The organism is Rhodococcus sp. P4_F5, from assembly GCF_056401315.1.
This window is the reverse complement of the sequence record NZ_JBFUJP010000019.1, coordinates 37,360-63,650: the sequence shown is the minus strand read 5'-3', so window position 1 is coordinate 63,650 and position 26,291 is coordinate 37,360. Positions and strand designations below refer to the sequence as shown.

Below are 26,291 nucleotides of genomic sequence, written 5' to 3'. Positions count from 1 at the left end.
CACAATGGATAGCTCCGAGGGTGAACTGAGGAACTGGGGCGCAAACCGAAGTGGCATGAATCTTCTACCCGCGCATGTTGTTTCTTKAGTCTGACCGTCCCGTATCGGGTACATGCCCGCTGCATCTGGAGGCGCCGTCCAGCCCGTATCGGCTCTCAATAATGTTCAGGATTCCAGCAGGTTCGACGCCGAGAAGATAGGCGAGGGGACCGGGCAGGTCCTTCTGGACTAGCGGCGTCTCCACCGGCAATGGCCTGGGTGCGGGCTACACATCAACACCCCGACGCGGCGGTGAACAAAGGCTCGCCACCTTGACGAAGGTTCGGGCGGATCGCTCGTGCCGCCTTCTCAATTGCTCACTCACAGAAGGAGGACTCACCCATGCTCAAGGCATTCATAGCGCTACTCGGGGCTTTCGTCACGGACTCCGCACCCACCTGGGGCGGATCCATTGACGGCCTGAACGCCATGTCCACCGACAGCTACTCGAGCGAAGGATAAATTGATGATTGGCTCCGTTCAGGAGAGCACGGGATCCCTCGGACAGACCGTGACCCAGATGCTCCCCATCATGTTCCTCTACCTCGTCGACTTTCCCATCAGCGCGTCCGTCGGCTAACGGATCACCCAACAGAAGGCAGTATCCAGAATGCTTAATGCACTCAGCACCGACATGCTCATGAACACCGCTCTGACGTACCTCGGGCTAATGGACCCACTCCAGACCTTCCTCATCGGCCTGTCCTGAAGGAGATTGCAATGTCGTCTGATTACTGGGCCACGATGGTGCGGGACATGATGAACTTCGGACTGATCGGATTGATCGGATTGGGGACGGCCTCCGCCGCAGGCGCGGGCTGGTCAAGCCTCGAATCTGCCAGCGCCGGCGGATAGGCCATCACCAAGCACGGCGACCTCGCCACCCGCCGAACAGAGTGTGCCCTGCCCGGTACGTCACAGTCCGGGCAGGGCGCATTTGAATCGCCTCGGTTCGCCCGGAGAATTCACTGCCTGTCGAAACCCCTTGCTACACAATTACTGCCAGCCATCAATGAGCGCCGTGCCAGACGGGGACGCCACGCCGAAACCGGTCCGATCGGCAACGGGATGGCGGCACCACGCCGCAGTCGGTGATCGTCGAATGCATCGACGCACACGAGCCGGAGTGCTGCGTCGATCCGATCTGCCGGGTACTCACCGCACACGATTGCAAGATCGTGCCGTCCACCAACTACGACGCCTGCATTCGCGGGCGTCAGCCGTCGAGGCGCACCGTTCGTGACGAAGAGGTGCATGGATCGACCGGCTACGGCGTGATCACTCAACACAGGTGATCCGGCCACAAGCATCACCCCGACCCCTGCTGTCGGCGAGACCACCGCAGGTCCCACTCAGCGGGACCGCACCCTACGTGACGTGACCCTCCTCTTAGCGTCCGGGCGATGGAACGCAACCTCCAAGCGCACGAACAGATCTCATTGATCCTCGATCGGCAGCGGCAGGCCCGGCTCACCGCCGGAGTGCCGGAGGCCACCGAGCGTCGTGCCCGGATTCAGAATGTCATCGACCTGCTCGTCGCCCGCGCCGACGACATCGCCAAGGCCCTGGACGCCGACTTCGGCGGACGCCCCGAGGGGTACTCGCTGATGAACGACGTGGTCGGCTCGATCAGCGCCCTCAAGCACGCCCGAGACAACCTCGACACCTGGATGGCCCCCGACGAACGGCCCGTCTTCGCGCCCTACGACCAGCTCGGCGCCTGCGCGCGGGTGCTGCACCAGCCGAAGGGCACCGTCGGCATCATCGGCACCTGGAACGCCCCGGTGTACACCCTGATGAGCCCCCTCGCCGGGGTGCTCGCCGCCGGCAACCGCGCCGTCCTCAAGCCCTCCGAGGTGGTACCCCGCACCGCGGACGTGCTGGCCGACGCGGTGGCCACCCTGCTCGACCCCGACGAGGTCGCCATCGTCACCGGTGGCCCTGACGTCGCCGACGCGCTGACGTCGCTGCCGTTCGACCACCTCGTCTTCACCGGCAGCAGCGCGGTCGGCAAGCTGGTGATGGCCAACGCCGCGCAGAACCTCGTGCCGGTGACCCTCGAACTCGGCGGCAAGTCCCCGACCGTGATCGGCCTCGGCGCCGACCTTGCCGACGCCGCCCACCGCATCGCCGTCGGCAAGGCCACCAACGGCGGCCAGATCTGCGTCAGCCCCGACACCGTGTACGTGCCCCGCGAACGCGTCGACGAGTTCGTCGCCGCGCTGCGCGAGGCGTACACAGCGCTGCTGCCGACCGTCGACGGCAATGCCGACGCCGTCGCCGTCGTCAACGACCGCCACGCCGCCCGGATCGACGGCTACGTCGCCGACGCCGCCGCCCGCGGCGCCCGCGTCGAGTCGGCGCCGGACGTCCCGCTGCCCGCCACCGGCCGCCGTCGCCCGCTGCGCATGGTGATCGAGCCGCCCGCCGACGCCGTCATCCGGCAGGAAGAGATCTTCGGCCCCGCCGTCGTGCTGCTCGGGTACGACACGATCGACGAGGTCATCGACGCGATCAACGCGGGACCGAAGCCGTTGGCGCTGTACTACTTCGGCACCGACACCGCGGAACGGGACGCCGTCGTCGGCCGCACCTCGTCCGGCGGCGTGACGATCAACGAGGTGATGATGCACCCCGGGCTGCAGGACGCCCCGTTCGGCGGCGTCGGTGCGTCCGGGATGGGCCACTACAACGGCCGCGAGGGCTTCCTCGAGTTCAGCCACGCCCGCGCCGTCTACGAGTCCGCCGGGCCGGACCTGCGCGGCGAGTGGGGCATGCTGCCGCCGTACACCGACCAGTTCCGCACCATGATGGCCGCCCAGGTCACCCCGTAACAGCCTGTTCTGCACCATCTTTCAAATAGGAGACTTTTCAGTGAAGACCCGCGGCGCGATCATCCGCAGCACCCCCGGCACCTACGAGGTGGTCGAGATGGACCTCGACTCGCCCCGCCGGGGCGAGATCACCGTCAAGATGGTGGCGACTGGCCTGTGCCACTCCGACGACCACGTGGCCCTCGGCGACCACGCCGTGGGCGTCTACCCGATCTGTGGCGGGCACGAGGGCGCCGGCATCGTGGTCGAGGTGGGCCCGGAGACAACGGGATTCGCCGAGGGCGACCACGTGCTGTTCTCCTTCGTCGCGGGCTGCGGTCGCTGCCGCTGGTGCGCGAAGGGGCTGCAGAACCTGTGCGACCGCGGCGCCGCGATCATGACCGGCAGCCGCCCGGACGACCCGGCCAGCTTCCGGCTGAGCCTGGACGGGCAGCCGGTGGCCCAGACCTGCGGGCTGTCCACGTTCAGCGAGTACACCACCGTCAGCACCGACTCCGCGGTCAAGGTCGCGGACAAGAGCCTGCCGCTCGAGGTGCTGTGCCTGCTCGGCTGCGGCGTCGGCACCGGCTGGGGAGCCGCGGTGAACTCCGCGCAGGTGTACCCGGGCCAGACGGTGATCGTGATGGGCGTCGGCGGCATCGGCATCAACGCCGTGCAGGGCGCCGCACACGCCGGGGCCGCCCACGTCCTCGCCGTGGACCCGGTCGCCTTCAAGCGGGAGAGCGCACTGAAGTTCGGTGCCACCCAGGCCTTCTCGAGCATGGAGGAGGCCACCGAGGTGGCCCGGTCGCTGACCAACGGGCAGGGCGCCGACGCGGCCATCGTGACCGTCGGGGTGACCACCGGCGAACACATCGCGCAGGCCTTCTCGGCGATCCGCAAGGCCGGGGTGTGCGTGGTGACCGGCCTCGGCAAGATGACCGACGTCGGGATCCCGATCAGCCCGATGGAGCTGACGCTCTACCAGAAGCGGCTGCACGGCTCGCTCTTCGGCGCGTCGGCGCCCAGCGCGGACATCCCGTGGCTGATCGACCTCTACACCGCGGGCAAGCTCGAGCTCGACGGCCTGGTCACCACCACCTACACCCTCGACGAGGTGGCCCGCGGCTTCGAGGACATGCACGCCGGGCGGAACCTGCGCGGCGTGATCGTGTTCTGAGCCCGCCCGGGCGTCGGCCTAGCTGCGCCGCAGCCGCCGCTCGTTGGCGAGGATGGCCGCGGTCAGCGCCGCCTCCGGCCCGGTCGCGGGCCGGGGCCGGCGCATCAGCACGAAGTCGGCGTCGCCCGGGTCCGGGAGCACGTGCCCGGGCAGCGGCGCCAGGCCGCCGGGCAGCAGGGACTCCGCGTGCACGACATACCCGAGGCCGGCGAGCACTGCGGCCCGCAGCCCCAGCAGGCTGTCGGTGACGCACGTGGTCCGCCAGACCAGGCCGGCCCGCTCCATCGCCTCCATCGCGGCCCGCCGGGTGATGCTGGGCGGTGGATAGGTGACCAGCGGGACTGGCCCCTGCGACAGGTCGGGCACCTCCGCCCCGCGTGGTCCCGCCCACACCAGGGTGTCGCGCCAGACCAGCTCGCCGTGCCGTTCCCCGGGCCGGCGCATGCCGAACGCGAGGTCCAGCTCGCCCGCCGACACCTTGGCACCGAGCATCTCGCTGAGGCCGACGGTGAGCTCGAGGTCGATCCGGGGGTGACTGCGGCGGAAGTCGAGCAGCACCTCCGGCAGTTCCGCGGCGACCAGGTCGTCCGACGCCCCGAACCTCAGCCGCCCGGACAGCTCGGCCTCGGCGAAGTACGCCTGCGCCTGCTGCGAGACGTCGAGGACGGTGCGGGCGAAGCCGAGCATGGCGGCGCCGTCCGCGGTGAGTTCCAGGTTGCGGGTGTCGCGGCGGAACAGTTCCCGGCCGACGGACTTCTCGAGCCGCGCGACGTGCCCGCTCACCGTCGACTGACGCAGGCCGAGCTGCCTACCCGCGGCCGTGAACCCGCCGGCCCGCTCGACGGCGACGAAGCTGCGCAGCAGCACCGGATCCAGCATTCGCCATATTTATCACGTTCCGCGATGGAACTAAACGATCTGATCGACTTCTCCGATACGCCACCACCGAACTACCGTGGTCGTCGTGAAGTTTCTCTCCAGGTTCTACATCGACGGGTTCATCCTGTCGATCATCGCCGTCGCGGTACTGGCCAGCATCTTCCCGGCCCAGGGGACCGCGGCGGAGGTACTCGGGTGGGCCACCAAGGTCGCCATCTTCCTGCTGTTCCTGCTCTACGGCGCCCGGCTGCACCCCCGCGAGGCGCTCGCCGGCCTGACCCACTGGCGGCTGCACTCGGTGGTGTTCGCGGCGACGTTCGTGCTGTTCCCGCTGCTGGGGCTGGCGCTCAAGGTGCTCGAGCCGACGCTGCTGAGCGGCGGTCTGTACACCGGCGTGCTCTACCTGTGCCTGGTGCCCTCGACGGTGCAGTCGTCGATCGCCTTCACCTCCATCGCCCGCGGCAACGTGCCGGGGGCCATGGTCAGCGCCACCCTGTCCAACATGGCCGGGGTGTTCCTGACCCCGGCGCTGGTGATCCTGTTGATGAACACCACCGGCGAGGCGCACGTCGACGCCTCCTCGGTGCTCGACATCGTCGTGCAGCTGCTGCTGCCGTTCGTGCTCGGTCAGCTGCTGCGGCCGCTGATCGCGGACTGGCTGCAGCGCAACGCCGCCCCCACCAAGCTGGTCGACCGCGGCTCGATCCTGCTGGTGGTCTACGCGGCCTTCAGCGCCGGCATGGTCGAGAACGCCTGGGCCGGGCTCTCGCCGTGGCAGATCGGCGGGCTGGTGGCGGTGATGTGCGGGCTGCTGGCCGTCGTGCTGGCCGTCACCTGGTTCACGGGCCGGCGGCTGGGCTTCCCGGTGGCGAACCAGATCGTCATCGTCTTCTGCGGTTCGAAGAAGTCGCTCGCCACCGGCCTGCCGATGGCGACGGTGCTGTTCGCCGGCCAGCCGATCGGCCTGATCGTGCTGCCGCTGATGATCTTCCACCAGATCCAGCTGATCGTGTGCGCGGCCCTGGCCCAGCGGTACGCGCGGCGGGCGGACCCGCAGCCGGAGCAGGCGGTCGCCGGCCCCTGAGGACTGGCCCCGACTGAGGTCCTGGTCACGACTGGGAGCCTGTTACGACCGGGGGCCTCGTCACGGAAGCGGATCGGGCACCAGGGGATTCGTCCCCCCGGCGCCCGGATGGCCATAATCGGGTGGTCCGATCCGTGAAAAGGAGCACCCCTGTTGAGTTTTCGTACCGTCACCGGCCGCCGCAGCACCCTGGTCGCCGTGTGTGCGGCCGTCCTGGTGGCGACCGGCTGCAGCACCCTCCCGGCCGAGGCCGCACCGACCGAGGACGGCTCCTTCCCCGGCGCCAGCGCCGTGCGCTCCACGCTCGACACCCTGCCGGTCAAGGGCCGCGCCCCCAAGACCGGCTACAGCCGTGACGAGTTCGGGCCGTCGTGGACCGACGACGTCCGCGTGGACGGCGGGCACAACGGCTGCGACACCCGCAACGACATCCTCGAACGCGACCTGACCAACGAGACCTACAAGCCGGGGACGCGGGACTGCGTCGTGGCCACCGGCACCCTGGCCGACCCCTACACCGGCAAGACCATCGACTTCGTCCGCGGCCAGGACACCTCGAGCGCCGTGCAGATCGACCACGTGGTGGCGCTGTCCGACTCCTGGCAGAAGGGCGCGCAGCAGCTCGATCCGCAGACCCGCAAGGACTTCGCCAACGACCCCCGCAACCTGCTCGCCTCCGACGGGCCGGCGAACCAGCAGAAGTCCGACAGCGACGCCGCGTCCTGGCTGCCGCCCAACAAGGCCTACCGCTGCACCTACGTGGCCAAGCAGGTGGAGGTGAAGGCGGCCTACCGGCTCTGGGTCACCCAGGCCGAGAAGGACGCCATCTCCCGCGTGCTGGACACCTGCGCGGACGCACCGGCCGGCGCCGGGTCCGGTTCCGCCGGCTAGCCCTCGTCCCGGAACCCTCCTCAGCCGTCCGACGGGGCGCGGCCGTCCGGTGCCGCGCCCCACCGGACGGCCGCGGACCCGGCGAAGTCGCCGGCGTGCGCGAACGCGGACATCAGCACCAGCGAACCGTTGGGGATGCGGCCGGCCCGGTTCGCGGTGTCCAGGGTGACCGGGATGCCGGCCCCGAACAGGTTGCCGCACTCGTCGAAGGTGTCGGGATGGTGGTCGGCCGAAAGTTCCAGTGCCTCACGCCAATTGCGCAGGAACAGCCGGTTCGGCTGGTTGGTGACGAAGGTGTCGACGGTCCGCGGGTCGATGCCGAGGCGGTCGCACAGGGCGCGCGAGACCTCGGGCACCAGCCGGTTGCCGCGGGCGAACACCTTCGCGATCTTGCTGTCGCTGAAGGCGATCCGGAACTGCCCCGGGCCCGGCTCCCAGTACTTCCGCGGCGGGTCCACCTCGCCGGTCATGTCGCCGTGGAACTCTCCGTAGGACCGGCATTCGACCCCGAGCACCGGCGCCTCGTCCGCCACGGCCAGCAGCCCCACGCCGCAGCCGTCCCCGGGTACCGGCGCCTGCGCCAGCCCGCGCACCTCGGTCTGGGTGAACACCTGCCCGGCGCTGTTCTGGGTGGCGGCGATCAGCGCGGTCCGGCCGCCGCCGGACTGCAGGATCTGGCGGGCGATCTTCATCATGTAGATGAACGACGCGCAGCCGCTGTTGTGCAGGTCGATCACCCATTCCGGGTGCGCGCCGAGGCGGTGTGCCACCTCGCCCGCGCAGCCGAGCACCGGCAGGTCGGGGAGTTGGGTGTGCGTGATCAGCACGTCGACGTCGGCGATCGCGGCGGCCCCGTGCCGGTCGATCAGCGGCTCGGCGGCCCGCAGCACCATGTCCGCCGCGCGCTCGCCGTCGGCGACGTGGTGCCGGTACCGCGGCGCCCGGAACATCGGCCCCTTCGGCGCCCGCCGGTTCTTGGCGAACTCCAGGAAGTACTCGGCGGGGACGCGCGCGACGGGCAGGTAGCTGGCGACGTCGACGAGGCTCACCGGGGGAGGCGGGGTGGCGGTCACGGCGGTCACGCTCCCCGCACCCATTCCGGCGTCACCGGGAGCCCGTGGGAGTGCCGGTACTCGGCAATGGCCTTGAGGTTGTGCATCTCGAGCAGGTGCCCCGGGTAGAAGATGTCCCAGTAGTCGCCCACCCATCCGTCGCGGGCGGCCGGGGCGGCGGCGGGAAACGGGTTGCGGTCGTAGAACGGGTGGCGGCAATTGGTCCACAGCACAACCGATCCCGGCCTGTCGAGCACCGCCTGCGCGTCGACCACCCGCATCAGGTAGATCATCCACAGGTGCGCGCCCTGGTCCCATGCGCAGTGGTAGTCCACGGTCATCGCGTCGGGGTTCGCCTCGACCCTGGCGTATACCTCGGTGTCCGCGCCGAGCCGGTCGTACCCCTGCCACAGTCCGGGCGTGTCGGTCACGGTGAGACCGCGCAGGCTGTAGGTCCACTCCTCCAGGGAACGGATGTGCGCGAGGTAGTCGTACAGCTGCCGCGGCGGACAGTCGACGTAGCCGTGGAGCGTGCAGTACTCGCCGTAGACCTGCTCGTGCGGGTACACCGAGTGCAGCATCTCCGCGACCATCGGCTCGGCCGTCTCGATGTCGGTGGACTCGATGCGATGGACCTGCGGGATCGCCTCCGGGGCAATGTCGTCGAGCGCTGCGGTCACGGGCGTTCTCCCCTGCTGGCGGTGGCGTCGGACAGGAAGGGCAGGAACGGGGGCACCTCGTCGGGGTCACAGGTGACGGAGACGAACGCCGGACCCGGGATGTGCGCGGCGTCGGCGAGGGCGCGACCGAGTTCCGGCGCGGTGGCGGCCTCGCGGGCGAACAGCGTCGGGAACATCGCGGCCAGGCCCGCACCGGGGAACGCGGGCTGAAACCTGTTGAAGCTGTAGTCGCCCCGGTAGAGCAGCTGTTCCCGGGTGACGCACATGGCGTGCGCGTTGTTGTTGAACACCACGAAGGTGACGGGCAGCTGGTGCTCGACCGCCGTGTGCACCTCCATGCCGTGCATGTAGAACGCGCCGTCCCCGGCGATGACGAAGGTGCGCCTGCGGCGCGCGAACGCGGACCCGATCCCGGCGCCGAAGGCGTACCCCATCCCCCCCATGCCGAGCGCGACCACGAACCGGCCGCCGACGGTCGCCGGGAGGTGGTGCACCACGGCCGCCCCGGTGTTCCCGGCGTCGGCGACCACGTCCGCCCCCGCCGGCAGGTGCCGGGCGACGATCGCGACCGCGTCGCGGTACCGCAGCCCGGGGCCGGTCGCCGGCGGAACCGCGAGGCTGGAGAGCGCGGGCGGTTGGGTGTCGGCCCCGCCGCGCCCCGGGCCGAGCGCGTCGACCAGGTGCCGGAGGGAGTGACGCAGGTCCAGGCTGATCGTGTGCGACGACGCCAGGAAGGGCGGCGCGTGGCCGAGTGAGGCCACCCGCGCGGCGTGCAACCCGTTCTCGAGCCCGGTCCGGGCGAACACCGGCATCCGGGTCCCGACCAGCAGGCACAGGTCCGCGTACCGCAGCGCGTCCACCAGCTCCGGGTGGCCCATGCTGCCCGCCACGCCGCAGTAGCCGTGGCTGCGTGCGTCCACCACGTCCTTGGCGTCGGGGGTCACCCCCACCGAGGCGTCCAGCGCGCTCACCAGTTCGGCGAGTTCGCCGCGGGCGTCGGCCCGGGCCACCTCGTCGCCGGCGATCACCAGGATCTTGCCGCGGTCCCGGGCAAGGGAGAGCAGCCTGACCAGCCGGCCCATCCCGAGCTTGTCCTGCGCCACCGCGGGCCGCGGGTGGATCGGGGCGCAGGCACCGGGGGCGATGTGAGCCTGCTGCACGTCCTTCGGGATCAGCAGCACCGCCGGGCCGCCGCGCAGTGCGGCGGAGACCGCCCGCGTCAGGTGCAGGCCCACGTCCTCGGACCGCTCGACGCGGGCGCAGTACCGGGAGACCTCCGCGAACAACCGGACGGCGTCGATCGAGCCCGCCCGGCCGCTCGAGTCCTGGAAGCCGCCGTGCCCCTCCAGCGCGGTCGGCGGCTGACCGACGAGGGCCAGCACCGGGACCCGGGACGCGAAGGCCTCACCGAGGCCCGGCACCAGGTTCAGCGCACCGCCGCCGGAGGTGGCGATCACCACGCCGAGACCGCCGCCGCCGCGCGCGTAGCCGTCGGCCATCGTCGCCGCCGAGAACTCGTGCTTGGCGACGATGCCGACGACGTGACGCCGGGTGCGGCCCAGCGCGTCGTAGACGTCCTCGATGTTCGCGCCGTCCACCCCGAAGACGTGCCGGACCCCGAGGTCCGCGACCGCGTCGACCAGGTAGTCGGCGACGCGTCCCTGCGGGGGCACGTCGCGAGGGTCGGTCTGTCTCATCGGTACACCTCCGTCTCCTCGGTACAACTCCGGGCCGCGGCGTCAGAAGGTGCTCGAGAGGAGCACCTGATCCGTTGCGACGGAACGGATGTCGATGCTGGCGATCCACGGCATCGGGACGCTGGTGGTGGCCGACGGTGTCACCGTCTGACCGGCCCCGGCGGTCCAGGTGGCGAGCTGGGTGACGGCACCGGTCTTGTCGGTGACCACCAGCGCGTACTCCCTGCTGCCGTAGCCGTAGCCGCCGTCGGGGGCGGCCGGGTACCGGCACGTCACGTCGACGCGGGTGCCCCACTCCTGGGCCACGAGCGAGACCTCCGCGGTCAACGGGCTCGGCGTCACCGCGTCCATCGGGCGCGCCGTGACCGGGGCGGACGGGCCGGGGGGGACATCCGGGGCAGGCCGCTCCGAGGCGGCGGGCAGCACCACCGCGACACCGACCGCGGCGGCCGCCGCGGCCGTTGCGACCCCGCCGACCAGGACCAGCCTGCGGCGACGACGGTGCGGGCGGGCGCGGGTCATCAGCCTCGGCAGCAGGTCGGCGGGCGGCTCGGCGGGTTCGACGGCGCCGCCGCCGACCGGGTCGTCACCGAACTCGAGGGCGGTCGACGCCGGCACCTTGCCGAGCAGGCCCGGCATGCCGGCAACCTCCGCGACCGCCACGGCGCAGGTGTCGCAGGCGGTCAGGTGCCGCTCGAACTCGAGGCGCTCGTCGGATGTGAGCGCACCGAGCACGTAGGCGGCGTCCCAGCTGGCGTACGGGTCCAGTTCGATGCTCATTGCGTCACCCCCATTTCCTGAAGAATCAGTCGTAATGCCCTCAGCGCGTAGTGCATCCGCGACTTCACCGTCCCGTCGGGGATCTCCAGCTCCTCGGCGATCTGGTGGGTGGACATCCCGCGGTAGTAGGCCCGGACCAGCACCCCGCGGTGCTCGGGGGTCAGCCCGGCGAGGGCGTCCGCGACCAGCCAGGCGTCCAGCGCGGCGTCGGTGCCGTCCGGGCTCGCCTGCTCCGGCGGCGAGTCGGTGCCGAACTCGCGTTTCGAGCGGGCGCTGCGGTACTGGTCGAACACGAGGTTCCGGGCCACGGTGAACAGCCACGCCCGCGCCGAGTTCTCGCTCTGGTCCAGCACCCGCGGGTGCTGCCAGGCGCGCAGCAACGTCTCCTGCACCACGTCCTCGGCCCGGGCCCGGTCGCCGGTCAGCCGCATCGCGTACCGCCACAACGCGGCCGCGTGCTCGCCGTACAGAACGCGCATGAGTTCGGCCTGGTCCTGCGGCATCGGGCACCTCCAGTGGTACACACGCCGCCGGTGCTCGGGTGGTTCACGCCGACCGGACGGTTCCGCCTTTCACGAGGTCGGTCGAGCGGGGGCGGCTAGGACGCGTCTCTCCTAATCCTTCTCGGATGCACCTGGCGAGACAATCGTCGTCCGGCAAGACGCAGGAGTCGCTCCGCGGGCTCCGCTCCTGTGCGGACGAGAAGCCGATACCGCTGCTGTATCGGCGCCGACGACAACGCAGCGGGACGGTGATCGGGCTCCGGGGGCGCCGAAATGGGGATCGGGGGCTACGTCCTAGTTCCGCTCGACGTCGATCGGGTGGGTGGCGCGCAGCGCCAGCGGCAGCGGCTGACGCCGGAGCACCTGCGCCCACAGGTCCGTGCGCGGCGGCCCGATCACGTCGGACGGCAGCGCCGACAGGACGGTCCAGTCGGCGCGCTCGAGCTCGCCGTCCAGCTGGCCCATCGTCCAGCCCGAGTAGCCGGCGAACACCCGCGCGCCCTCGACCAGCGGGCCGACCTGGTCCGGGTCGCAGTCGAGGTCCACCATCACCACCCGGCCGTGCACCCGCCGCAGCCCCTCCACACCGTCGATGACGGCCCCGGTGCGCAGGGTGGCCAGGCACAGGGCGGCGTCACGTTTGACGGGTCCGCCGACGAACAGCGCCCGCGGGCGGGCGCACAGGTCGGCCCACTGCGGCAGCACGGTGTGCACCGCGGTGGCGCTGGCGCGGTTGAGGACCACGCCGAGACTGCCCGCGTCGTTGTGCTCGATCACGTAGACCACGGTGCGCCGGAACGCCGGTTCGGTGAGGTCGGTGGCGGAGACCAGCAGGCTGCCGGGACGCACGACCGGTTCAGTCGAGGCCATTCGGTCGTCGGGCTCGTCTGCGTACTCCACCGGACAATCATCGCACCGCGGACCGGCCGGACACAGCCCGGCGCGGCGCGACGGTCACCCCGGCAGGCCGACCGTCTCGGCGAGTACCGACAGGTGGTGATCGAAGAGCGCCCGTGGGTCGGTGAAGGTGTCGGGGCCGTACTGCCCGAAGACCTCGAAGTTGACGGCGCCGAAGAGCGACGACCACACCAGCACCCCGCGCAGGAGCACCTCGTCGGGCAGGTCGAGGCCCAGCTCGGCGCGGATCGCGACGAGGTTCTCGCGCAGCGGCGGCGCCGCGGCGGGGGCCGACAGCGGCCGCAGCAGGCCGGCGCGGTGCGCGTCGTCGATCACGCTCACCAGGGCGTTGACCACCCGGGTGCCCGGCCCCGTGGTGCGCTCGGCGGGCGCCCGGTAGCCGGGCACCGGGCTTCCGAAAAGCAGTCCGTAGCAAGCCTTCTCCCGCAACGCCCAGTCCCGGACGGCATGACCCAGGGCATGGAAGCGGGCGCGCGGACTGCCCGCGGGTGCGGCATCGAGCGCGGCCGCCGCGGCGTCGCCCAGCTCGGTGTAGCCCTCGACCACCAGCAGGGTGAGCAGCTCGTCGCGACTCTTGACGTACCGGTACACGGCGGACGAGACGACGCCGAGGTCCCGGGCCACGGCGCGCAGCGACAGCGCCGCCGCCCCGTCGCGGGCCAGGTGCTCGCGGCCGATCCGGGTGATGTCGGCCAGGGTCTGTTCGCGGGCACGGGCGCGGGGGGTACCGGTCACGCCGTCCAGGGTGAACCCCGTTCGTGAGCACTGTCAACTTTAGAGAGCACCGCTCTTGACAAGGGGGCGCCGGGGGCGCACTGTTAATTCGAGAGCAGTGCTCTCAATCGAACCCAGACGGACAGGATGTGATCACGATGTCGGCAGTACAGGTGGTGACCGGGGCAGGCCCGGTCGGGTGGACGGTCGCGCAGCAACTCGCCGACCGGGGCCACACCGTGCGGGTGCTCACCCGCTCCGGGTCCGGGCCGGAGCACCCCGGCGTGCGGCGGATGCGGGTGGACGTCTCCCGGCCCGGGGCACTCGACGACGCCCTCGACGGCGCCTCGGCGGTGTTCCACTGCACCCACGGCTCCGCATACTCGGCGGCGGCCTGGCGGCGCGAGTTGCCGAGCACCGAACGCGAGGTACTGGCGGCCGCCGGCCGGGCCGGGGCGGTGGCGGTGTTCCCCGAGAGCCTCTACTCCTACGGCCCAGTCGACGGGCCGATCACCGAGGACACCCCACGCAACGCCCGCGACGGCAAGCTCGGGGTCCGCTCCGAACTGCTGCGCCAGCGCGCGGACTCGGCAACCCCGACGGTGAGCGTCGCCGCCTCGGACTTCTTCGGACCGCACGCGCTGATGGCGCACGCTGGGGAGCGAATGGTGCCGAAGATCCTGGCGGGCAAGACGGTTCGAGTCATGGCCGCGCTGGACGTCCCGCACTCCTTCACCTACGTGCCGGACCTCGCGGCCGCCATGATCGCCGCCGCCGCAGATCCGGCGCGGTGGAACACCGTGCTGCACGCGCCGACCGGGCCCGCGCTCACCCAGCGGGAGATGGTGCATGCCTTCGCCGTCGCGGCCGGTGTCGACGACCCCCGCGTGGGGGTGCTGCCGGCGTGGTTGATCCGCGCCGCCGGCCGGGTACACGGCGAGACCCGCGAGCTCGCCGAGACGCTGTACCAGTTCGAGCGGCCATTCGTCCTGGACTCCGCCCGCAGCGAGCGCCTGCTCGGCCTGGCGCCGACGCCGCTGCCCGAGGCGGCCTCCGCCACCGTCGCCTGGTGGCGGGCGCGGGACCGGGTGACCGCCGCGCGATAGGGTCGCGCGGTGGTGGACTCGACGGCCGGACTCCTGCGCGCGGCGCTGCGCGGCTCGCCCGGCCTCGGCCGCCTCGCCACCGTCCGGTTCGCCGGGCAGTTCGGCGACGGACTGTTCCAGRCCGCGCTCGGCGGCGCGATCCTGTTCAACCCGGAACGCGAGACCGAACCCCTCGCCATCGCCGCCGGGTTCGCGGTCCTGCTGCTGCCCTACTCCCTGCTCGGCCCCTTCGCCGGCGCCCTGCTGGACCGCTGGGACCGCCGCGCCGTGCTGATGTGGGCGAACGTGCTGCGCGGCGTGCTGATCCTGTGCACCGCCGGCCTGCTGCTCACCGGGGCGCCCGAGGCCCCGCTGCTGCTGTTCGCCCTCGCCGCGGTCGGCGTCAGCCGGTTCGTCGGCGCGGGAGTGTCCGCAGCGCTGCCCCACGTCGTGCGCCAGTCATGGCTGGTACCAACAAATTCCGTGCTCGCCACCGCGGGGTCCGGCGTCGCCGCGGCCGGCGCGGCGGCGGCTGTCGCGGTGATCGGCCTGGTGGGGGCGGGCGACCGCGGCTCCGGGGTCGCCGTCGCGGTGGCGGCCGTCGGCTCCGCGGTGGGCGCCGTCGCCGCGGCCCGGTTCGCCCCGCGCGGTCTCGGCCCCAGCGATGCCGACCGACCCACGGCCGCACCCACCCGGAGGGCCGCCGTGCGCGCCGTCGCGGCCGGCCTGCGAACCGGCACGACGGCGGTGTGGCGGGCGCCCGGGGTCACCACCGCGATGTGCGGCATCGGGGCACACCGGATCGTGTTCGGCATCGACACCCTGGTGATGGTGCTGGTGTTGCGGGACCCCGCCGCCCAGGGCTCGCTGCCGGGTGGCCTCGCCGGCTTCGGCGTCGCGGTCGGCGCCACCGCGGCCGGGATGCTGCTGGCCGCGGCCCTGGCCCCGTTCCTGATACCCCGGCTCGGCCGGCCCCGCACGGTCGCGCTGGCGCTGGTGGCCGCCATCGTCGTGCAGCTGACCCTCATCTCCGCGCTCACCCAGCCGATGCTGTTGGCGGGCGCATTCCTGCTCGGCCTGGCCGGCCAGACCATCAAGCTCACCGGCGACGCCGCCATGCAGATCGACATCGACGACGTCCGTCGGGGACAGGTGTTCGCGTTGCAGGACACCGTGTTCAACGTCGCGTTCATCGCCGCGATCGCCGCGGCGGCGACGGTGATCGCGCCCGACGGCCGGTCGCTGGGGCTGGTGCTCGCCGGCGCCGGGGTGTACGCGCTCGGCCTCGCGGCGGTCGCCGCGAACTCCCTGCGGCGGTAGCGCCCCGGCCGCCGGTCAGTCGCCGGGCCGCGGCGGGTGTCGCCGGACGGCGTCGAGGCGACCGTCGCCGTCGGTGTCCGACACGGTCACCTCCGGCGTCCCGTCACGGTCCTCGTCCACCAGCACCGAGTGCGGGTCCGGGCCCCAGGACCACCCCGCCGGTTCCGGTTCCCGCTCGTCGGCCGGTCGGGGCACCTCGTGGTCCCAGGTCCCCAGGCCGCTCGGGTCGGTGAAGTATCGGGTGCCGGGGCCGTCCACGTCGAGCACAGACCGGTCGGCACGGCCGTCCCCGTCGCTGTCCCACATGGCGTCGTCGAGCAGGCCGTCGCCGTCGAAGTCCAGGCGAACCGCGTCGAGCGCGTCGTCGGCACCGATGCCCAAGTCCGCCACCGACTCCCAGACGGACGGGTCGCCGTCGCCGGTCCCGAACGCGTACTCCACCACGAAGCCCATACGTGTTGGACGCGGGAGGGTGCCCTGCGGTTCCGCTACCGCGCACGCCAGGGCGGGATCGCGGCGAGGGTGGCGGCGCGCAGCACCCACTCCGCGGGGCCGTAACGGTGCCCACGCAGCCACCGTCGACTCATCTCCGCCTGGCACAGGAAGACCGCCGGCACAACGGCCAGGACCACCGGTGGCGACAGCCGGTCCACCAGCCCGAGGCCGTAGCCGGTGAACAGCACGCCCAGCACCACCGACTGGAGCAGGTAGTTGGTCAGCGCGATCCGGCCCATCGGGGCCAGCGCCCTCTCGATCCGTCCGCCCCGGACGGTCTGGAACAGCAGGAGGGCGGCCACGACGTACGACGCGGTGAGCCCCGGGGCCGTCAACTGGCCGAGGCCGAACGCGAACGTCTCGAGGCCTCCACCCGGCGCGTAGGCCGCGGCCAGCGCGTACGCGACCGCGCCCGTCAACCCGACCGGCAACCCCAGCAACAGGATTCGGCGCATCAGCGGCCGGTACCCGTCCAGGTCCGCGAACACCCGCAGCCGTCCCGCGGCGAACCCGAACAGGAACATCGCCATCGCACTCGGCGCCTGCAGTGCCGCTACCGCCGCGAGCGTCGAGGGAAGGTGCCCGGAGTGGAACCCGAGCGTCGCTGCCGCATCGCCACCGAATCCGACCAGCTTGGCCGTCACGTCCGACGAGGGGGTGCCGCCGCCGGCGTCACCCTCGGCGAGTTGCGCCAGCCCCAGCAGCATCCAGACGACGCCGACCGCAAGCACCAGACCGATGCCGACCTTGATCGCCCGGGCGGGGGGCATCCTCCGGCAGGCGAGCAGGGCCAGCCCCAGAACCGCGTAGGTGGAGAGGATCTCCCCGTAGTAGAGCACCGCGCCGTGCACCAGTCCGATGACGAGCAGCGCGCCCTGGCGCCGCAGCATCCGGGGTACGAAGGCGGCCCCGGCGCGCTCCGCGGCCGCCATCTGCAGGGTGAAGCTGTACCCGAACAGGAACGAGAACAGCAGGTAGAACTTCGTCTCGAACAGCAGCGCAACCACGAAGCGCAGCGCGTGGTCCAGCCCGGAGTCGAAGGCCGGGTTCGACGACGGCAATGCGTAGTAGGGGTCCGCGAACGCCCAGATGTTGACCGCGAGGATGCCGAACAGGGCGAACCCACGAAGCGCATCCACGTTGAGGAGCCGAGGCGACGGTGCGGACTCACCCGACACTGCAACGTTTTCGGTGCGGTCGCTCACGCGCCGACGCCTCCGAGCAGCTGCGCGACGACGCGCCGGAGCACAGCGGCCTGTGCGGGTGCGTCGAACTCGGGATCGGCCGCGACCCGCGCGAACATGCCGTCGACGAGTGCGGCCAGCCAGGTGGCCGCGTGCTCCGCCGACAACGTGGTGCTCAGCTGACCTGCGGCATCCGCCCTGCGCACCAGCGCAGCGAGGCCACCCCGGAACGCGATGTCATTGGCCTTGAAACGCGCCGCGACCTCCTCGTCGCGATGCGCCACCGCCGAGATCTCCAACGCCAGACCGGAATACACCGGATCCCCGGCGAGTCGGCAGATCTCGTCGAGCAGGACGAGCAGGGCCCCGAAGGGGTCGTCCGCCTGGGCCAGCTCCGCCATCGACGCGCTCGTCTCGGCACCGTCACGCTCGACGAGAGCCAACAGCACAGCATGCTTGGTGGGGAAGTAGTGGAACAGGTTGCCCGAACTCATTCCCGCCAGCGCACAGATGTCCGCCGTCCGGGTGGCGGCAAACCCACGTTCCGCGAAGCACCGTGCCGCGGCGTCGAGGATCGCCGTTGCCTTCGCCGCTCGGGCGTCAACGTCAACCGTGCGCATTTCGGCACTCCTCTCGCCTCCGGGAGGAATAATACATTGAGCAGTCACTTAATCAATAGCGCCGGGCCGTCCGTCCAGGTGGAGCGCCGCCCGGCCGGCCCGTCGCGCTGCCACACGACGCCAAGCAGGCCGTGCATGGAGCGTCATGCGTTCATTCAAATCCTGGACGATCGTCCAGGATGCGTAATCTGACGGCAGTCTGGCGTTTAACTCTTCGCCCTACTCTTCCCTTGTCGTGGTCACGCGAATTTTGACTCGCACACTCAGCACCGCACCGGATTTCCCGCACGAACAAGGACAGGCGCTATGAGCAGCATCAAGATTGGTGGCCCCACGGCGACACAATCGCCCGAGATCCCCGCCACCTGGCGAGCGTTCGCACGGTGCATCGACAACCCGGACCGGATGTTCGTGCGAGGGGCCGCCCAGCACGAGGCGGTCACGATCTGTCGCCACTGCCCCGTGGCCGCGCCGTGCGGCGCCGACGCCCTCGACAGTCGCACCGAGTTCGGGGTGTGGGGCGGGATGACCGAACGCCGGCGCAGGGCCCTGTTGAAGGACCATCCCGACATCGAGTCCTGGGCCGACTTCTTTGCCTCGCGCCGACCGGAGTCGACGACGACACGACTTGGGTCGACGTCTTGCCAGAACACGAGAAACCGTCCGCACGACTAGAAGAAGTCACCACTCGGCACGAAGGAGAAATACATGTCATCGTCAGACCTGTCTGATCTGCTCGGAGCGTTCAAGACCATCCTCGACGTGGTCGACAAGCTGTCGACCGGACTTGGCAGCTGAGCCCGACGCTGCCTGCCGGCCCGAAACTCGCCGCCCAGCGGGTCGGTCGTTCGACCGGCCCGCGACGGTAGGTCCAACTGGGTGACCGCCGGGAATTGGTGACGAATCTTCCGGTCGGCCTCTGCTACTTTCTCCAGACACCTCGAGGTCGGCGTACCGCAGCGCCGAGCGATCGTGGAATGGACTGGGGGCGTTGTGATCCGTCGTATCGGTGCACCGCTGTGCGCGCTGACCCTCGCGATCTCCGGCTCGCTGCTGACCGGCTCGCCTGCCACGGCCGCGCCGACCGCGGCGCCGACCAACGCCTGCGGCGAGACCGGCTTCGACCCGTCGGCCGCGGACAGCGGGCAGACCACGGGGCCGCCGAGCCTGGACCTCAAGTACCCGTGGCCGGAGATCGTCCCGGTGCCCGTCCCCGATCCGCCCCAGGACCTCACCCGGGTGCCGCAGGCACCGCTGCCCGCCGACCCGTGTGCCGACCCGTGCCCGGACCTCACCGACCCCGCACCGGAGCAGCCGGACGCCGGCTCGTCGGAGTCGTCCGAGTCGTCCGGGTCGGGTTCCGCGAGCTCGTCGGGGTCGAGTTCCTCGGGCTCGTCCGGGTCCTCGGCGGGCTCGTCCGGGTCGGGTTCCGGCTCGCTGGGCCTGCAGGTGCCGCGGATCTCCATCGGCCCCGACCCCGAGCCGATCCCGATTCCGATCCCCGGCCCCGCCCAGCCCCTGCCCCCGGCACCGACGCCGCAGTCGCCGCCCACCGAACCCGGCCCGGCCGCCCCGGCCGCGCCCGCGGCCGAGGTCGGCGAGGTCTCCCTGATCGCCCAGCTCACCGGGCAGGGGTCGATCAACCGCACCGACAAGCGCTGGCAGGTCAACAGCACCGACCTCGGCATCACCTGGGAGTCCGGCCCCGGCGAGGTGTCCGTGGTGTTCGGCGACACCTTCGGCAAGGGCTGGACTCCGCCCGGCGCCAACGGCTCCGACTGGCGGTCGAATGTGTTGGGCCACAGCACTGACCGCGACCTGTCCGACGGCATGACGATCGACTCGATGGTGCAGGACAGCCGCTGCCACGCCGTCGAGGTGCTCGGCAGCCGCAAGGTCAAGAACTGGGAGACCACGACCATCCCCACGTCCGGGTTCGCGATCGGCGACCGGCAGTACATGAGCTACATGTCGGTGCGGCGCTGGAGCATGGTCCCCGGCATGTGGTACACCAACCGCGGCGGCATCGCCTACTCCGACGACCGGGGCCAGACCTGGACGAAGGACCCGTACGCCAACTGGGAGAACCTGTTCGGGCGCAACCACTTCCAGGTGGCCAGCATGGTTCCGGCCGGCGACCACGTGTACATGTTCGGCACCCCGAACGGCCGGCTCGGCACCGTCGCGCTGGCCCGGGCGCCCAAGGACCAGGTGCTGAACAAGTCCGCGTACCAGTACTGGGTGGACGGCACCTGGAGCCCCGTCGGGGAGGCGTCACCGACCCCGGTGATGTCCGGTACCGCGGCCGAGCTGTCGGTGCGCTACGACGCCGAGCGCGACCTCTGGCAGATGAGCTACCTGGACACCGTGGCCGGCGCAATCGTGTTGCGGCAGGCCGACAGTCCGCAGGGCGCGTGGACCGCCGGGGTGCCGATGGTGCGCGCCGCGGACTACCCCAAGATGTACGGCGGCTTCATCCACCCGTGGTCCACCGAGCACGACCTGTACTTCACGATGTCGGAGTGGGACAGCTACAACGTCTACCTGATGCGCGCGAAGCTGAACTGACGCAGCGTCTTTCGGCTCAGCCGAGCAGCTGCTCGACGAGTTCCGCGAGGCGCTCGGGGACCTCCAGCGACGGCCAGTGCCCGACGTCGGGGAGCATCGTCACCCGCGTCTGCGGGCGCAGGTCGAGCAGGTGCGCCGGCATGTCCTTCGTCGCAATGGGGTCGAGCGCGCCCCAGACCAGGCCCAGCGGGCCGTCGTACTCCACCAGCGCCGCGGTCCACCGCGGTTGGTGCTGACGCCGCTCGAGGAGGTAGCGGTTCTGGCGCGGCAGCAGTCGGCCGCCGGAGTTGCGCTCGATCGCCTGCACCAGCGCGTCGATCGCGCCCGGCGGCGCCGGCGCAGCGGGGGAGAAGCTGCGCTCGAGGGAGCGCGCGAGCAGGCGTCGCGGGGGCGAGATGGGCAGCGCCCGCCCCGGCAACCGGAGCATCCCCCGCTGGGCGGGCGTCAGCTGCGCGAGGTCGATGAAGATCGAGCCGTTGGTCAACACCACCTGCTCCACCACGAACCCGAGTCCGCCGTGGTTGTGGCGGTGCATCAGCTCCGCGACGACGGTGTCGCCCATGTCGTGGCCGAGGAGGATGCACCGACCGATGTCCAACCGCGCCAGCACCGTCTCGACCAGGTCCGCCTGCTCGAAGAGCGAGTAGCGCGCGACGGCGGGCTTGTCGGAGAGCCCGAAGCCCAGCAGGTCCAGCAGGACCACCCGGCGACCGGCGCCGAGCAGTTCCGCGACCCGCGCGAAGTCGTGCGACGAACCGGGGAACCCGTGCACGATCACCACCGGCGGGCCGGCGCCCGCCCCCACCTCGACGACGAAGATGCGGTCCGCGCCGACGGTGAGGTACCGCCCGCGCGCCTGCCAGGCCTGCAGATCCGTCGTCATGAGCGGACTCCTCCGGTGGGCGCACCGGGCGCCCGGGAACCAGCCTACGTCTGCTGCTGCCACCACTTCAGCAGCTCGGCCTCGGCCTCGTCGCGGCTGAGCGGGCCGCGGTCCAGGCGCAGCTCCTTGAGGAAGTTCCAGGCCTTGCCGACCTCGGGGCCGGCGGGGATGCCGAGCAGCTCCATGATCGCGTTGCCGTCGAGGTCCGGGCGCACCCGCGCCAGGTCCTCCTGCTCGGCGAGCCGGGCGATCCGCTGCTCGAGGTCGTCGTAGGTGGCCTGCAGTTTGGCGGCGCGCCGCTTGTTGCGGGTGGTGCAGTCGGCCCGGACCAGCTTGTGCAGCCGCGGCAGCAGGTCGCCGGCGTCGTTGACGTACCGGCGCACCGCCGAGTCGGTCCACTGGCCCTCGCCGTAGCCGTGGAACCTCAGGTGCAGGAACACCAGCTGGCCGACGTCGTCGATCATCTGCTTGGAGTACTTCAGCGCCCTCATCCGGCGCCGGACCATCTTGGCGCCGACCACCTCGTGGTGGTGGAAGCTGACGCCGCCGCCGGGCTCGTTGCGCTTGGTGTCGGGCTTGCCGATGTCGTGCAGGATCGCCGCCCAGCGCAGCACCAGGTCCGGGTCGCCGTCCTCGAGGTCGATCGCCTGCTGCAGCACGGTGAGGGAGTGCTGGTAGACGTCCTTGTGCTGGTGGTGCTCGTCGATCTCGAGTTCCATCTCCGGGATCTCGGGGAGCACGCGGGCCGCCAGGCCGGTCTCGCACATGACGTTGATGCCGTCGACCGGGTACTCGCCGAGGATCAGCTTGTCGAGCTCGGCGTGCACGCGTTCGGCGGTGATCCGGTCGATCTGGTCGGCCATCGCGACGATCGCCTCGCGGACCCGCGGGGCCAGCGCGAAACCGAGCTGCGAGACGAACCGCGCCGCGCGCAGCATCCGGAGCGGGTCGTCGTTGAACGAGATCTCCGGGGCGGCGGGGGTGTCGAGCACGCCGGCGAGCAGGGCGTCCATCCCGCCGAGCGGGTCGACGAACTCCTGGGTGCCGTCCGCGCCGAGCCGCACGGCCATCGCGTTGACGGTGAAGTCGCGGCGCACCAGGTCCTCCTCGAGGCTGGTGCCGTAGCGGACCTCGGGGTTCCGGGTGACGCCGTCGTACGCGTCGGTGCGGAAGGTGGTGATCTCGATCTGCTGGTCGGCCTTCGCGGCGCTGATCGTGCCGAAGGCGATGCCGGTGTCCCACTGGTTGTCGGCCCAGCCCTTGAGCAGGGCCTGCACCTGCTCCGGTCGCGCGTCGGTGGTGAAGTCCAGGTCGGTGCCGAGCCGGCCGAGAACCGCGTCCCGGACGCTGCCACCGACCAGGTACAGCTCGTGGCCCGCGGCGGCGAACCTCGCACCGAGTGGCGTCAGCACCTCGGAGAGGTCGCGCAGGGTCGCGGTCGCGGCCGAGAGCAGTCGGGCGCGTCGGTCGGCGTCTGGAGTTGGGGAAACCACGACTGTGCAGCTTACCGGCGCGAGCGGAGCCTGCGGAGCGAGCAGGGTGGCGCCGTCGCGGAGCCTGCGGAGCGAGCAGGGTGAGGGAGCAGCGGAGCCTGCGGAGCGAGCAGGGTGGCGCCGCGGTGTGGGATTCGGGGCAGGTCCCGCGGGCCAACTAGTATTGATTGGGTGTCTGCTGCCGAACGTGCGAATCGCAGTCGCCGCAACCCGCGGCGACGAAGCGCGCACGGCGAACGCACGAACCAGCGCATGCGTACCGTCCGTGAGACCTCGGCCGGCGGCCTGGTGGTCGACGGGCTCGACGGCCCCCGCGACGAGCAGTGCGCGGCACTGATCGGGCGCACCGACCGGCGGGGCCGGCTGCTGTGGTCGCTGCCGAAGGGACACATCGAGGCGGGGGAGACCGCCGAGCAGACAGCCATGCGTGAGGTGGCCGAGGAGACCGGCATCCAGGGCACGGTGCTCGCCGAACTGGGYAGCATCGACTACTGGTTCGTCACCGACGGCCGGCGCGTGCACAAGACGGTGCACCACTACCTGCTCAGGTTCCAGGGCGGCGAGCTGAGCGACGAGGACGTCGAGGTCACGGAGGTGGCGTGGGTGCCGCTGCTCGAACTCGGGTCGCGGTTGGCGTACGCCGACGAACGCCGGCTTGCCGAGGTCGCGGGGGCGCTGATCGACCGGATGGCTGACTCCCCGACACCGCGTCCCCTGCCCGGCCCGATCCCGCACGACAACCGCGGGTCCCGCGAGGTGACCACCACACGCCGGGGTCCGGTGCGCGGCGGCGGGTCCCGCGAGACGACCGGAAAGCACGGATGAGGACAGCCCTGCGTCGTTTCACCGCGACGACCCTGACCACACTGGCGCTGGCCGCCGCACCGCTCGGATTCACCGCACCGAGCATCGCCGCGCCCAGCAGCGGGAGCCCCACCCCGACCACGCCGACGTCCGGCGCCCGGACCACCGGCGCGCAGGCGACGAGTACCGCGCCCGCCGCGGCCCGCGGGACCCAGCAGCAGTTCGTCTCGCTGTCCGTCGACTCGGTCGCGCCGAACGCCGTCACCACCTCCAGCGACGCGTTCGTGACGGTCGGGGGCACCGTCACCAATGTCGGCGACCGGCCGGTCGAGGACGTGCRGGTGCGCCTGCAACGGGCCCCGAAGGTCGCGGCGCCCGCGCAGTTGCGGACCGTGCTCACCGCCGACCAGGAGAACTTCGACACCGTCGGCGCGTTCGACTCGGTCGCCGAGAAGCTCGACGTCGGCAGGTCGGTCCCGTTCACCCTCACCCTGCCGCTGCGCTCGGCCACCGGGGCGTCCCTCGACATCACCGACCCGGGCGTCTACCCGCTGCTGGTGAACGTCAACGGCACCCCCGAGTACGGCGGCGCGGCGCGGCTCGACGACGCCCGTTTCCTGCTGCCGGTGCTCGGCCTGCCCCGCGACCCCAGCGCCGAGGACCCCGACGCCGCACCGGTGCCGCCGTCGACCGCGGACCCGGTGGCCGTGACGCTGATGTGGCCGTTGGCCGACCGTCCGCGGCTGGCGGCGGGAATTCCGGGCTCCACCGACGAGCAGGTGAGGCTGGTCGACGACGACCTGGCCGGCTCCCTCGCGGACGGCGGCCGGCTCGAGCAGCTGCTCGCGGCGGCCGAGTTCGCCACCGGCGACGGCATCGACCGGGAGCACAAGCTGGCGCAGAGCATGTGCCTGGCCGTCGACCCCGACCTGTTGATCACGGTGAGCAACATGACCCGCGGCTACCTGGTGGTGGACGACCCGGCGGACCCGACCGGCGCCGCGCACAGCGGTACCGGGCAGGCGGCGGCCGCCGCGTGGCTGGACCGGCTCAAGGCGCTGGCCTCGCGGATGTGCACCACCGCCGTCCCGTTCGCCCAGGTCGACCTCGCGGCGCTGCACCGCGTCGGCGACCCGACGCTGGTGGCGCGGGCGCTGGCCACCCCGGCGGACATCGTCGACGGCACCCTCGGGGTGACGTCGCTGCGCGGGCTGACCTGGCCGGACTCCGGGGTGCTCGACGCCGAGGCCGCGGCGTCCCTCAACGGCCTGGGTCCGACCGTGCTGCTGGCCGCCAACGCGGTCGCGGGCAAGAGCGCCCAGGCGAAGGTGCCGCTGAGCGGCGGGAACAACGGCGGCCCGCTGTACGCCGCGCTGTTCGACGTGCCCGCGGGCACCGCGCTCGCGGCCGTCGGCGCCACCCCCCAGACGCCCACCTACACGCCGGCGAGTGCGCGGTACGACCTGACCGGCGACTCCCGGACGGCCCGGCTGCAGGACGCGCTGGGCGCGGTCACCTGGCAGTCGCTGACGGCCCGTCCCGTCGAGGACCGGATGGCCAACCCGGACCCGCGGTCGCTGCTGCTGGTGCCCCCGCAGGAGTGGTCCGTCGACGGCGACGAGGCCCGCACGATGCTGTCCACGGTCTCGACGATGTTGCGCTCGGGCCTGGCCACTTCCCGGCCGCTGGCCGATGTGCTGGACCGCAACATGCCGACGCCCCCGCTCGACCTCGCCTACCCGGAACAGGCGGTCCGCGACGGCGCACCGACGTCGGTGCAGGACGGCGCGTCCGCGTCGGCCCCCGAGATCGAGGCGGTCACCGAGACGCTGGTCAACGACCCGCAGTCGGCCCTCACCCCGGTCCGGTTCACCGCGCCGCTGAATGAGGACCTGCTGCGGGCGATGAGCACCTCCGGACGCCGGGACCGGGACCGCGCCTCGGCGACGGTGGCGGCCGACCTGCGGATCGCCCAGGTCCGGCAGGCCCTGGACCGGATCTACGGCGCGGTGACCGTGCTGGCGCCGGGCGGCGCGTACACGCTGGCATCGGAACAGAGCCCGCTGCTGCTGGTGGCCCGCAACGACCTGCCGGTGGGGATCACGGTCCAGCTGCACGTCTCGGCGCCACCCGAGATGACCGTCACCGACATCGGGGACCAGCAGCTGCCGGCCCGCGGGAGCCGAGCGCTGCAGGTGCCGGCGAAGGTCGAAGGCTCCGGGAAGATGATCGTGGACGTGGCCATGACCACCGTCAACGGCCGCGAGCTCGGCGAGCCGACCGCCGTTTCGATCCGCACGAATGCGTACGGCCGCGCGTTGGCCGTGATCACCGGCTGCGCGGGCGCACTACTGTTGCTTCTTGCGGGACGACGGCTGTGGCACCGGTTCCGGGGCCAGCCGGACCGAGCAGACGAAGGGTACGAACCGCGATGACGGGGAGCATGCAACGACCACCGGGTTCGCCGGGAGCGGAGCCGGCGGAGCGACCCCGAGGCACTGCAGCGGAGCCGGCGGAGCGACCCCGAGGCACTGCAGCGGAGCCGGCGGAGCGACCCCGAGGCACTGCAGCGGAGCCGGCGCGACCCGGAGGTCCTGCGGCGCAGCGAC

General features: G+C 71.6%; 24 protein-coding genes. 11 read left to right on the top strand and 13 right to left on the bottom strand.

Features of this window, described 5'->3' with window-relative positions; genetic code table 11:
• The first annotated feature begins 1,130 nt into the window (after positions 1-1,130).
• From AC1DU4_RS10670 to AC1DU4_RS10660, 3 genes are all read left to right on the top strand, one after another.
• Positions 1,131-1,334: a hypothetical protein gene (locus AC1DU4_RS10670; RefSeq protein WP_477839625.1), complete on the top strand. Its 204-nt coding sequence runs from the start codon at positions 1,131-1,133 to the stop codon at positions 1,332-1,334.
• 108 nt (positions 1,335-1,442) lie between these two features.
• Entirely contained in the window at positions 1,443-2,873 is a 1,431-nt protein-coding gene (locus tag AC1DU4_RS10665; protein WP_477839623.1) for an aldehyde dehydrogenase family protein, read from the top strand.
• 40 nt (positions 2,874-2,913) lie between these two features.
• Positions 2,914-4,032, top strand: a complete 1,119-nt coding sequence (locus AC1DU4_RS10660; protein WP_477839621.1) for an NDMA-dependent alcohol dehydrogenase — start codon at positions 2,914-2,916, stop codon at positions 4,030-4,032.
• 18 nt (positions 4,033-4,050) lie between these two features.
• On the opposite strand, the gene AC1DU4_RS10655 is transcribed toward AC1DU4_RS10660, so the two are convergent.
• Entirely contained in the window at positions 4,051-4,911 is an 861-nt protein-coding gene (locus AC1DU4_RS10655; protein WP_477839619.1) for a LysR family transcriptional regulator, read from the bottom strand.
• Between the two features lie 85 nt (positions 4,912-4,996).
• Between AC1DU4_RS10655 and AC1DU4_RS10650 the strand changes: the two genes are divergently transcribed.
• Positions 4,997-5,995, top strand: a complete 999-nt coding sequence (locus AC1DU4_RS10650; RefSeq protein WP_477839617.1) for a bile acid:sodium symporter family protein — start codon at positions 4,997-4,999, stop codon at positions 5,993-5,995.
• A gap of 153 nt (positions 5,996-6,148) precedes the next feature.
• The gene (locus tag AC1DU4_RS10645) at positions 6,149-6,886 is read left to right on the top strand and encodes an HNH endonuclease family protein (RefSeq protein WP_477839615.1); all 738 of its coding nucleotides are present in this window, start codon (positions 6,149-6,151) and stop codon (positions 6,884-6,886) included.
• A 20-nt stretch (positions 6,887-6,906) separates the two neighbouring features.
• On the opposite strand, the gene AC1DU4_RS10640 is transcribed toward AC1DU4_RS10645, so the two are convergent.
• The 7 genes from AC1DU4_RS10640 to AC1DU4_RS10610 all read right to left on the bottom strand — a co-directional run bounded on the left by AC1DU4_RS10640 (position 6,907) and on the right by AC1DU4_RS10610 (position 13,251).
• A complete protein-coding gene (locus tag AC1DU4_RS10640) occupies positions 6,907-7,968 on the bottom strand; it encodes a 3-oxoacyl-ACP synthase III family protein (RefSeq protein WP_477839613.1) in 1,062 nt (353 codons plus the stop codon).
• Positions 7,965-8,618, bottom strand: a complete 654-nt coding sequence (locus tag AC1DU4_RS10635; RefSeq protein ID WP_072846502.1) for an SRPBCC family protein — start codon at positions 8,616-8,618, stop codon at positions 7,965-7,967. The genes AC1DU4_RS10640 and AC1DU4_RS10635 overlap by 4 nt, the downstream gene beginning before the upstream one ends.
• Positions 8,615-10,315 (bottom strand): thiamine pyrophosphate-binding protein, encoded by a 1,701-nt coding sequence (locus AC1DU4_RS10630; RefSeq protein WP_477839610.1) that lies wholly within the window; start codon positions 10,313-10,315, stop codon positions 8,615-8,617. The genes AC1DU4_RS10635 and AC1DU4_RS10630 overlap by 4 nt, the downstream gene beginning before the upstream one ends.
• A gap of 42 nt (positions 10,316-10,357) precedes the next feature.
• Positions 10,358-11,095 carry an anti-sigma factor family protein gene (locus AC1DU4_RS10625; protein ID WP_477839608.1) on the bottom strand — a complete coding sequence of 246 codons (738 nt, stop codon included), beginning with the start codon at positions 11,093-11,095 and terminating at the stop codon, positions 10,358-10,360.
• A complete protein-coding gene (locus tag AC1DU4_RS10620) occupies positions 11,092-11,598 on the bottom strand; it encodes a sigma-70 family RNA polymerase sigma factor (protein WP_072846505.1) in 507 nt (168 codons plus the stop codon). The genes AC1DU4_RS10625 and AC1DU4_RS10620 overlap by 4 nt, the downstream gene beginning before the upstream one ends.
• Positions 11,599-11,892: 294 nt before the next feature.
• Positions 11,893-12,498, bottom strand: a complete 606-nt coding sequence (locus tag AC1DU4_RS10615) for a YqgE/AlgH family protein (RefSeq protein ID WP_477839606.1) — start codon at positions 12,496-12,498, stop codon at positions 11,893-11,895.
• A 54-nt stretch (positions 12,499-12,552) separates the two neighbouring features.
• Positions 12,553-13,251 (bottom strand): TetR/AcrR family transcriptional regulator, encoded by a 699-nt coding sequence (locus AC1DU4_RS10610; protein WP_477839604.1) that lies wholly within the window; start codon positions 13,249-13,251, stop codon positions 12,553-12,555.
• 137 nt (positions 13,252-13,388) lie between these two features.
• Between AC1DU4_RS10610 and AC1DU4_RS10605 the strand changes: the two genes are divergently transcribed.
• Complete coding sequence (locus AC1DU4_RS10605; protein WP_477839602.1) at positions 13,389-14,336, top strand: NAD-dependent epimerase/dehydratase family protein; 948 nt, start codon at positions 13,389-13,391, stop codon at positions 14,334-14,336.
• A 9-nt stretch (positions 14,337-14,345) separates the two neighbouring features.
• Positions 14,346-15,635: an MFS transporter gene (locus AC1DU4_RS10600; protein ID WP_477839600.1), complete on the top strand. Its 1,290-nt coding sequence runs from the start codon at positions 14,346-14,348 to the stop codon at positions 15,633-15,635.
• A gap of 15 nt (positions 15,636-15,650) precedes the next feature.
• Here the strand turns inward: AC1DU4_RS10600 and AC1DU4_RS10595 are convergent, their stop codons facing one another.
• The 3 genes from AC1DU4_RS10595 to AC1DU4_RS10585 form a co-directional block, all read right to left on the bottom strand.
• Positions 15,651-16,088, bottom strand: coding sequence for a hypothetical protein (locus AC1DU4_RS10595; protein WP_477839598.1), 438 nt, complete (start codon positions 16,086-16,088; stop codon positions 15,651-15,653).
• Between the two features lie 35 nt (positions 16,089-16,123).
• Positions 16,124-17,269, bottom strand: a complete 1,146-nt coding sequence (locus tag AC1DU4_RS10590) for a DUF418 domain-containing protein (protein ID WP_477839596.1) — start codon at positions 17,267-17,269, stop codon at positions 16,124-16,126.
• A 62-nt stretch (positions 17,270-17,331) separates the two neighbouring features.
• The gene (locus AC1DU4_RS10585; protein ID WP_477839595.1) at positions 17,332-17,934 is read right to left on the bottom strand and encodes a TetR/AcrR family transcriptional regulator; all 603 of its coding nucleotides are present in this window, start codon (positions 17,932-17,934) and stop codon (positions 17,332-17,334) included.
• A 306-nt stretch (positions 17,935-18,240) separates the two neighbouring features.
• Between AC1DU4_RS10585 and AC1DU4_RS10580 the strand changes: the two genes are divergently transcribed.
• Both AC1DU4_RS10580 and AC1DU4_RS10575 read left to right on the top strand, forming a co-directional pair.
• Positions 18,241-18,609 carry a WhiB family transcriptional regulator gene (locus AC1DU4_RS10580; RefSeq protein WP_477839593.1) on the top strand — a complete coding sequence of 123 codons (369 nt, stop codon included), beginning with the start codon at positions 18,241-18,243 and terminating at the stop codon, positions 18,607-18,609.
• 318 nt (positions 18,610-18,927) lie between these two features.
• Positions 18,928-20,502, top strand: a complete 1,575-nt coding sequence (locus AC1DU4_RS10575) for a DUF4185 domain-containing protein (protein ID WP_477839591.1) — start codon at positions 18,928-18,930, stop codon at positions 20,500-20,502.
• A 16-nt stretch (positions 20,503-20,518) separates the two neighbouring features.
• Here the strand turns inward: AC1DU4_RS10575 and AC1DU4_RS10570 are convergent, their stop codons facing one another.
• Together AC1DU4_RS10570 and AC1DU4_RS10565 are read right to left on the bottom strand one after the other, a co-directional pair.
• Complete coding sequence (locus AC1DU4_RS10570) at positions 20,519-21,385, bottom strand: alpha/beta fold hydrolase (RefSeq protein WP_477839589.1); 867 nt, start codon at positions 21,383-21,385, stop codon at positions 20,519-20,521.
• 44 nt (positions 21,386-21,429) lie between these two features.
• Positions 21,430-22,878, bottom strand: a complete 1,449-nt coding sequence (locus tag AC1DU4_RS10565) for a CCA tRNA nucleotidyltransferase (RefSeq protein ID WP_072846513.1) — start codon at positions 22,876-22,878, stop codon at positions 21,430-21,432.
• A 114-nt stretch (positions 22,879-22,992) separates the two neighbouring features.
• On the opposite strand from AC1DU4_RS10565, the gene AC1DU4_RS10560 reads away from it, so the two are divergent.
• Together AC1DU4_RS10560 and AC1DU4_RS10555 are read left to right on the top strand one after the other, a co-directional pair.
• Positions 22,993-23,703 carry an NUDIX hydrolase gene (locus AC1DU4_RS10560; protein ID WP_245709546.1) on the top strand — a complete coding sequence of 237 codons (711 nt, stop codon included), beginning with the start codon at positions 22,993-22,995 and terminating at the stop codon, positions 23,701-23,703.
• A complete protein-coding gene (locus tag AC1DU4_RS10555; RefSeq protein WP_477839586.1) occupies positions 23,700-26,117 on the top strand; it encodes a glycoprotein in 2,418 nt (805 codons plus the stop codon). Before AC1DU4_RS10560 ends, AC1DU4_RS10555 begins: the two co-directional genes overlap by 4 nt.
• Positions 26,118-26,291 lie beyond the last annotated feature (174 nt).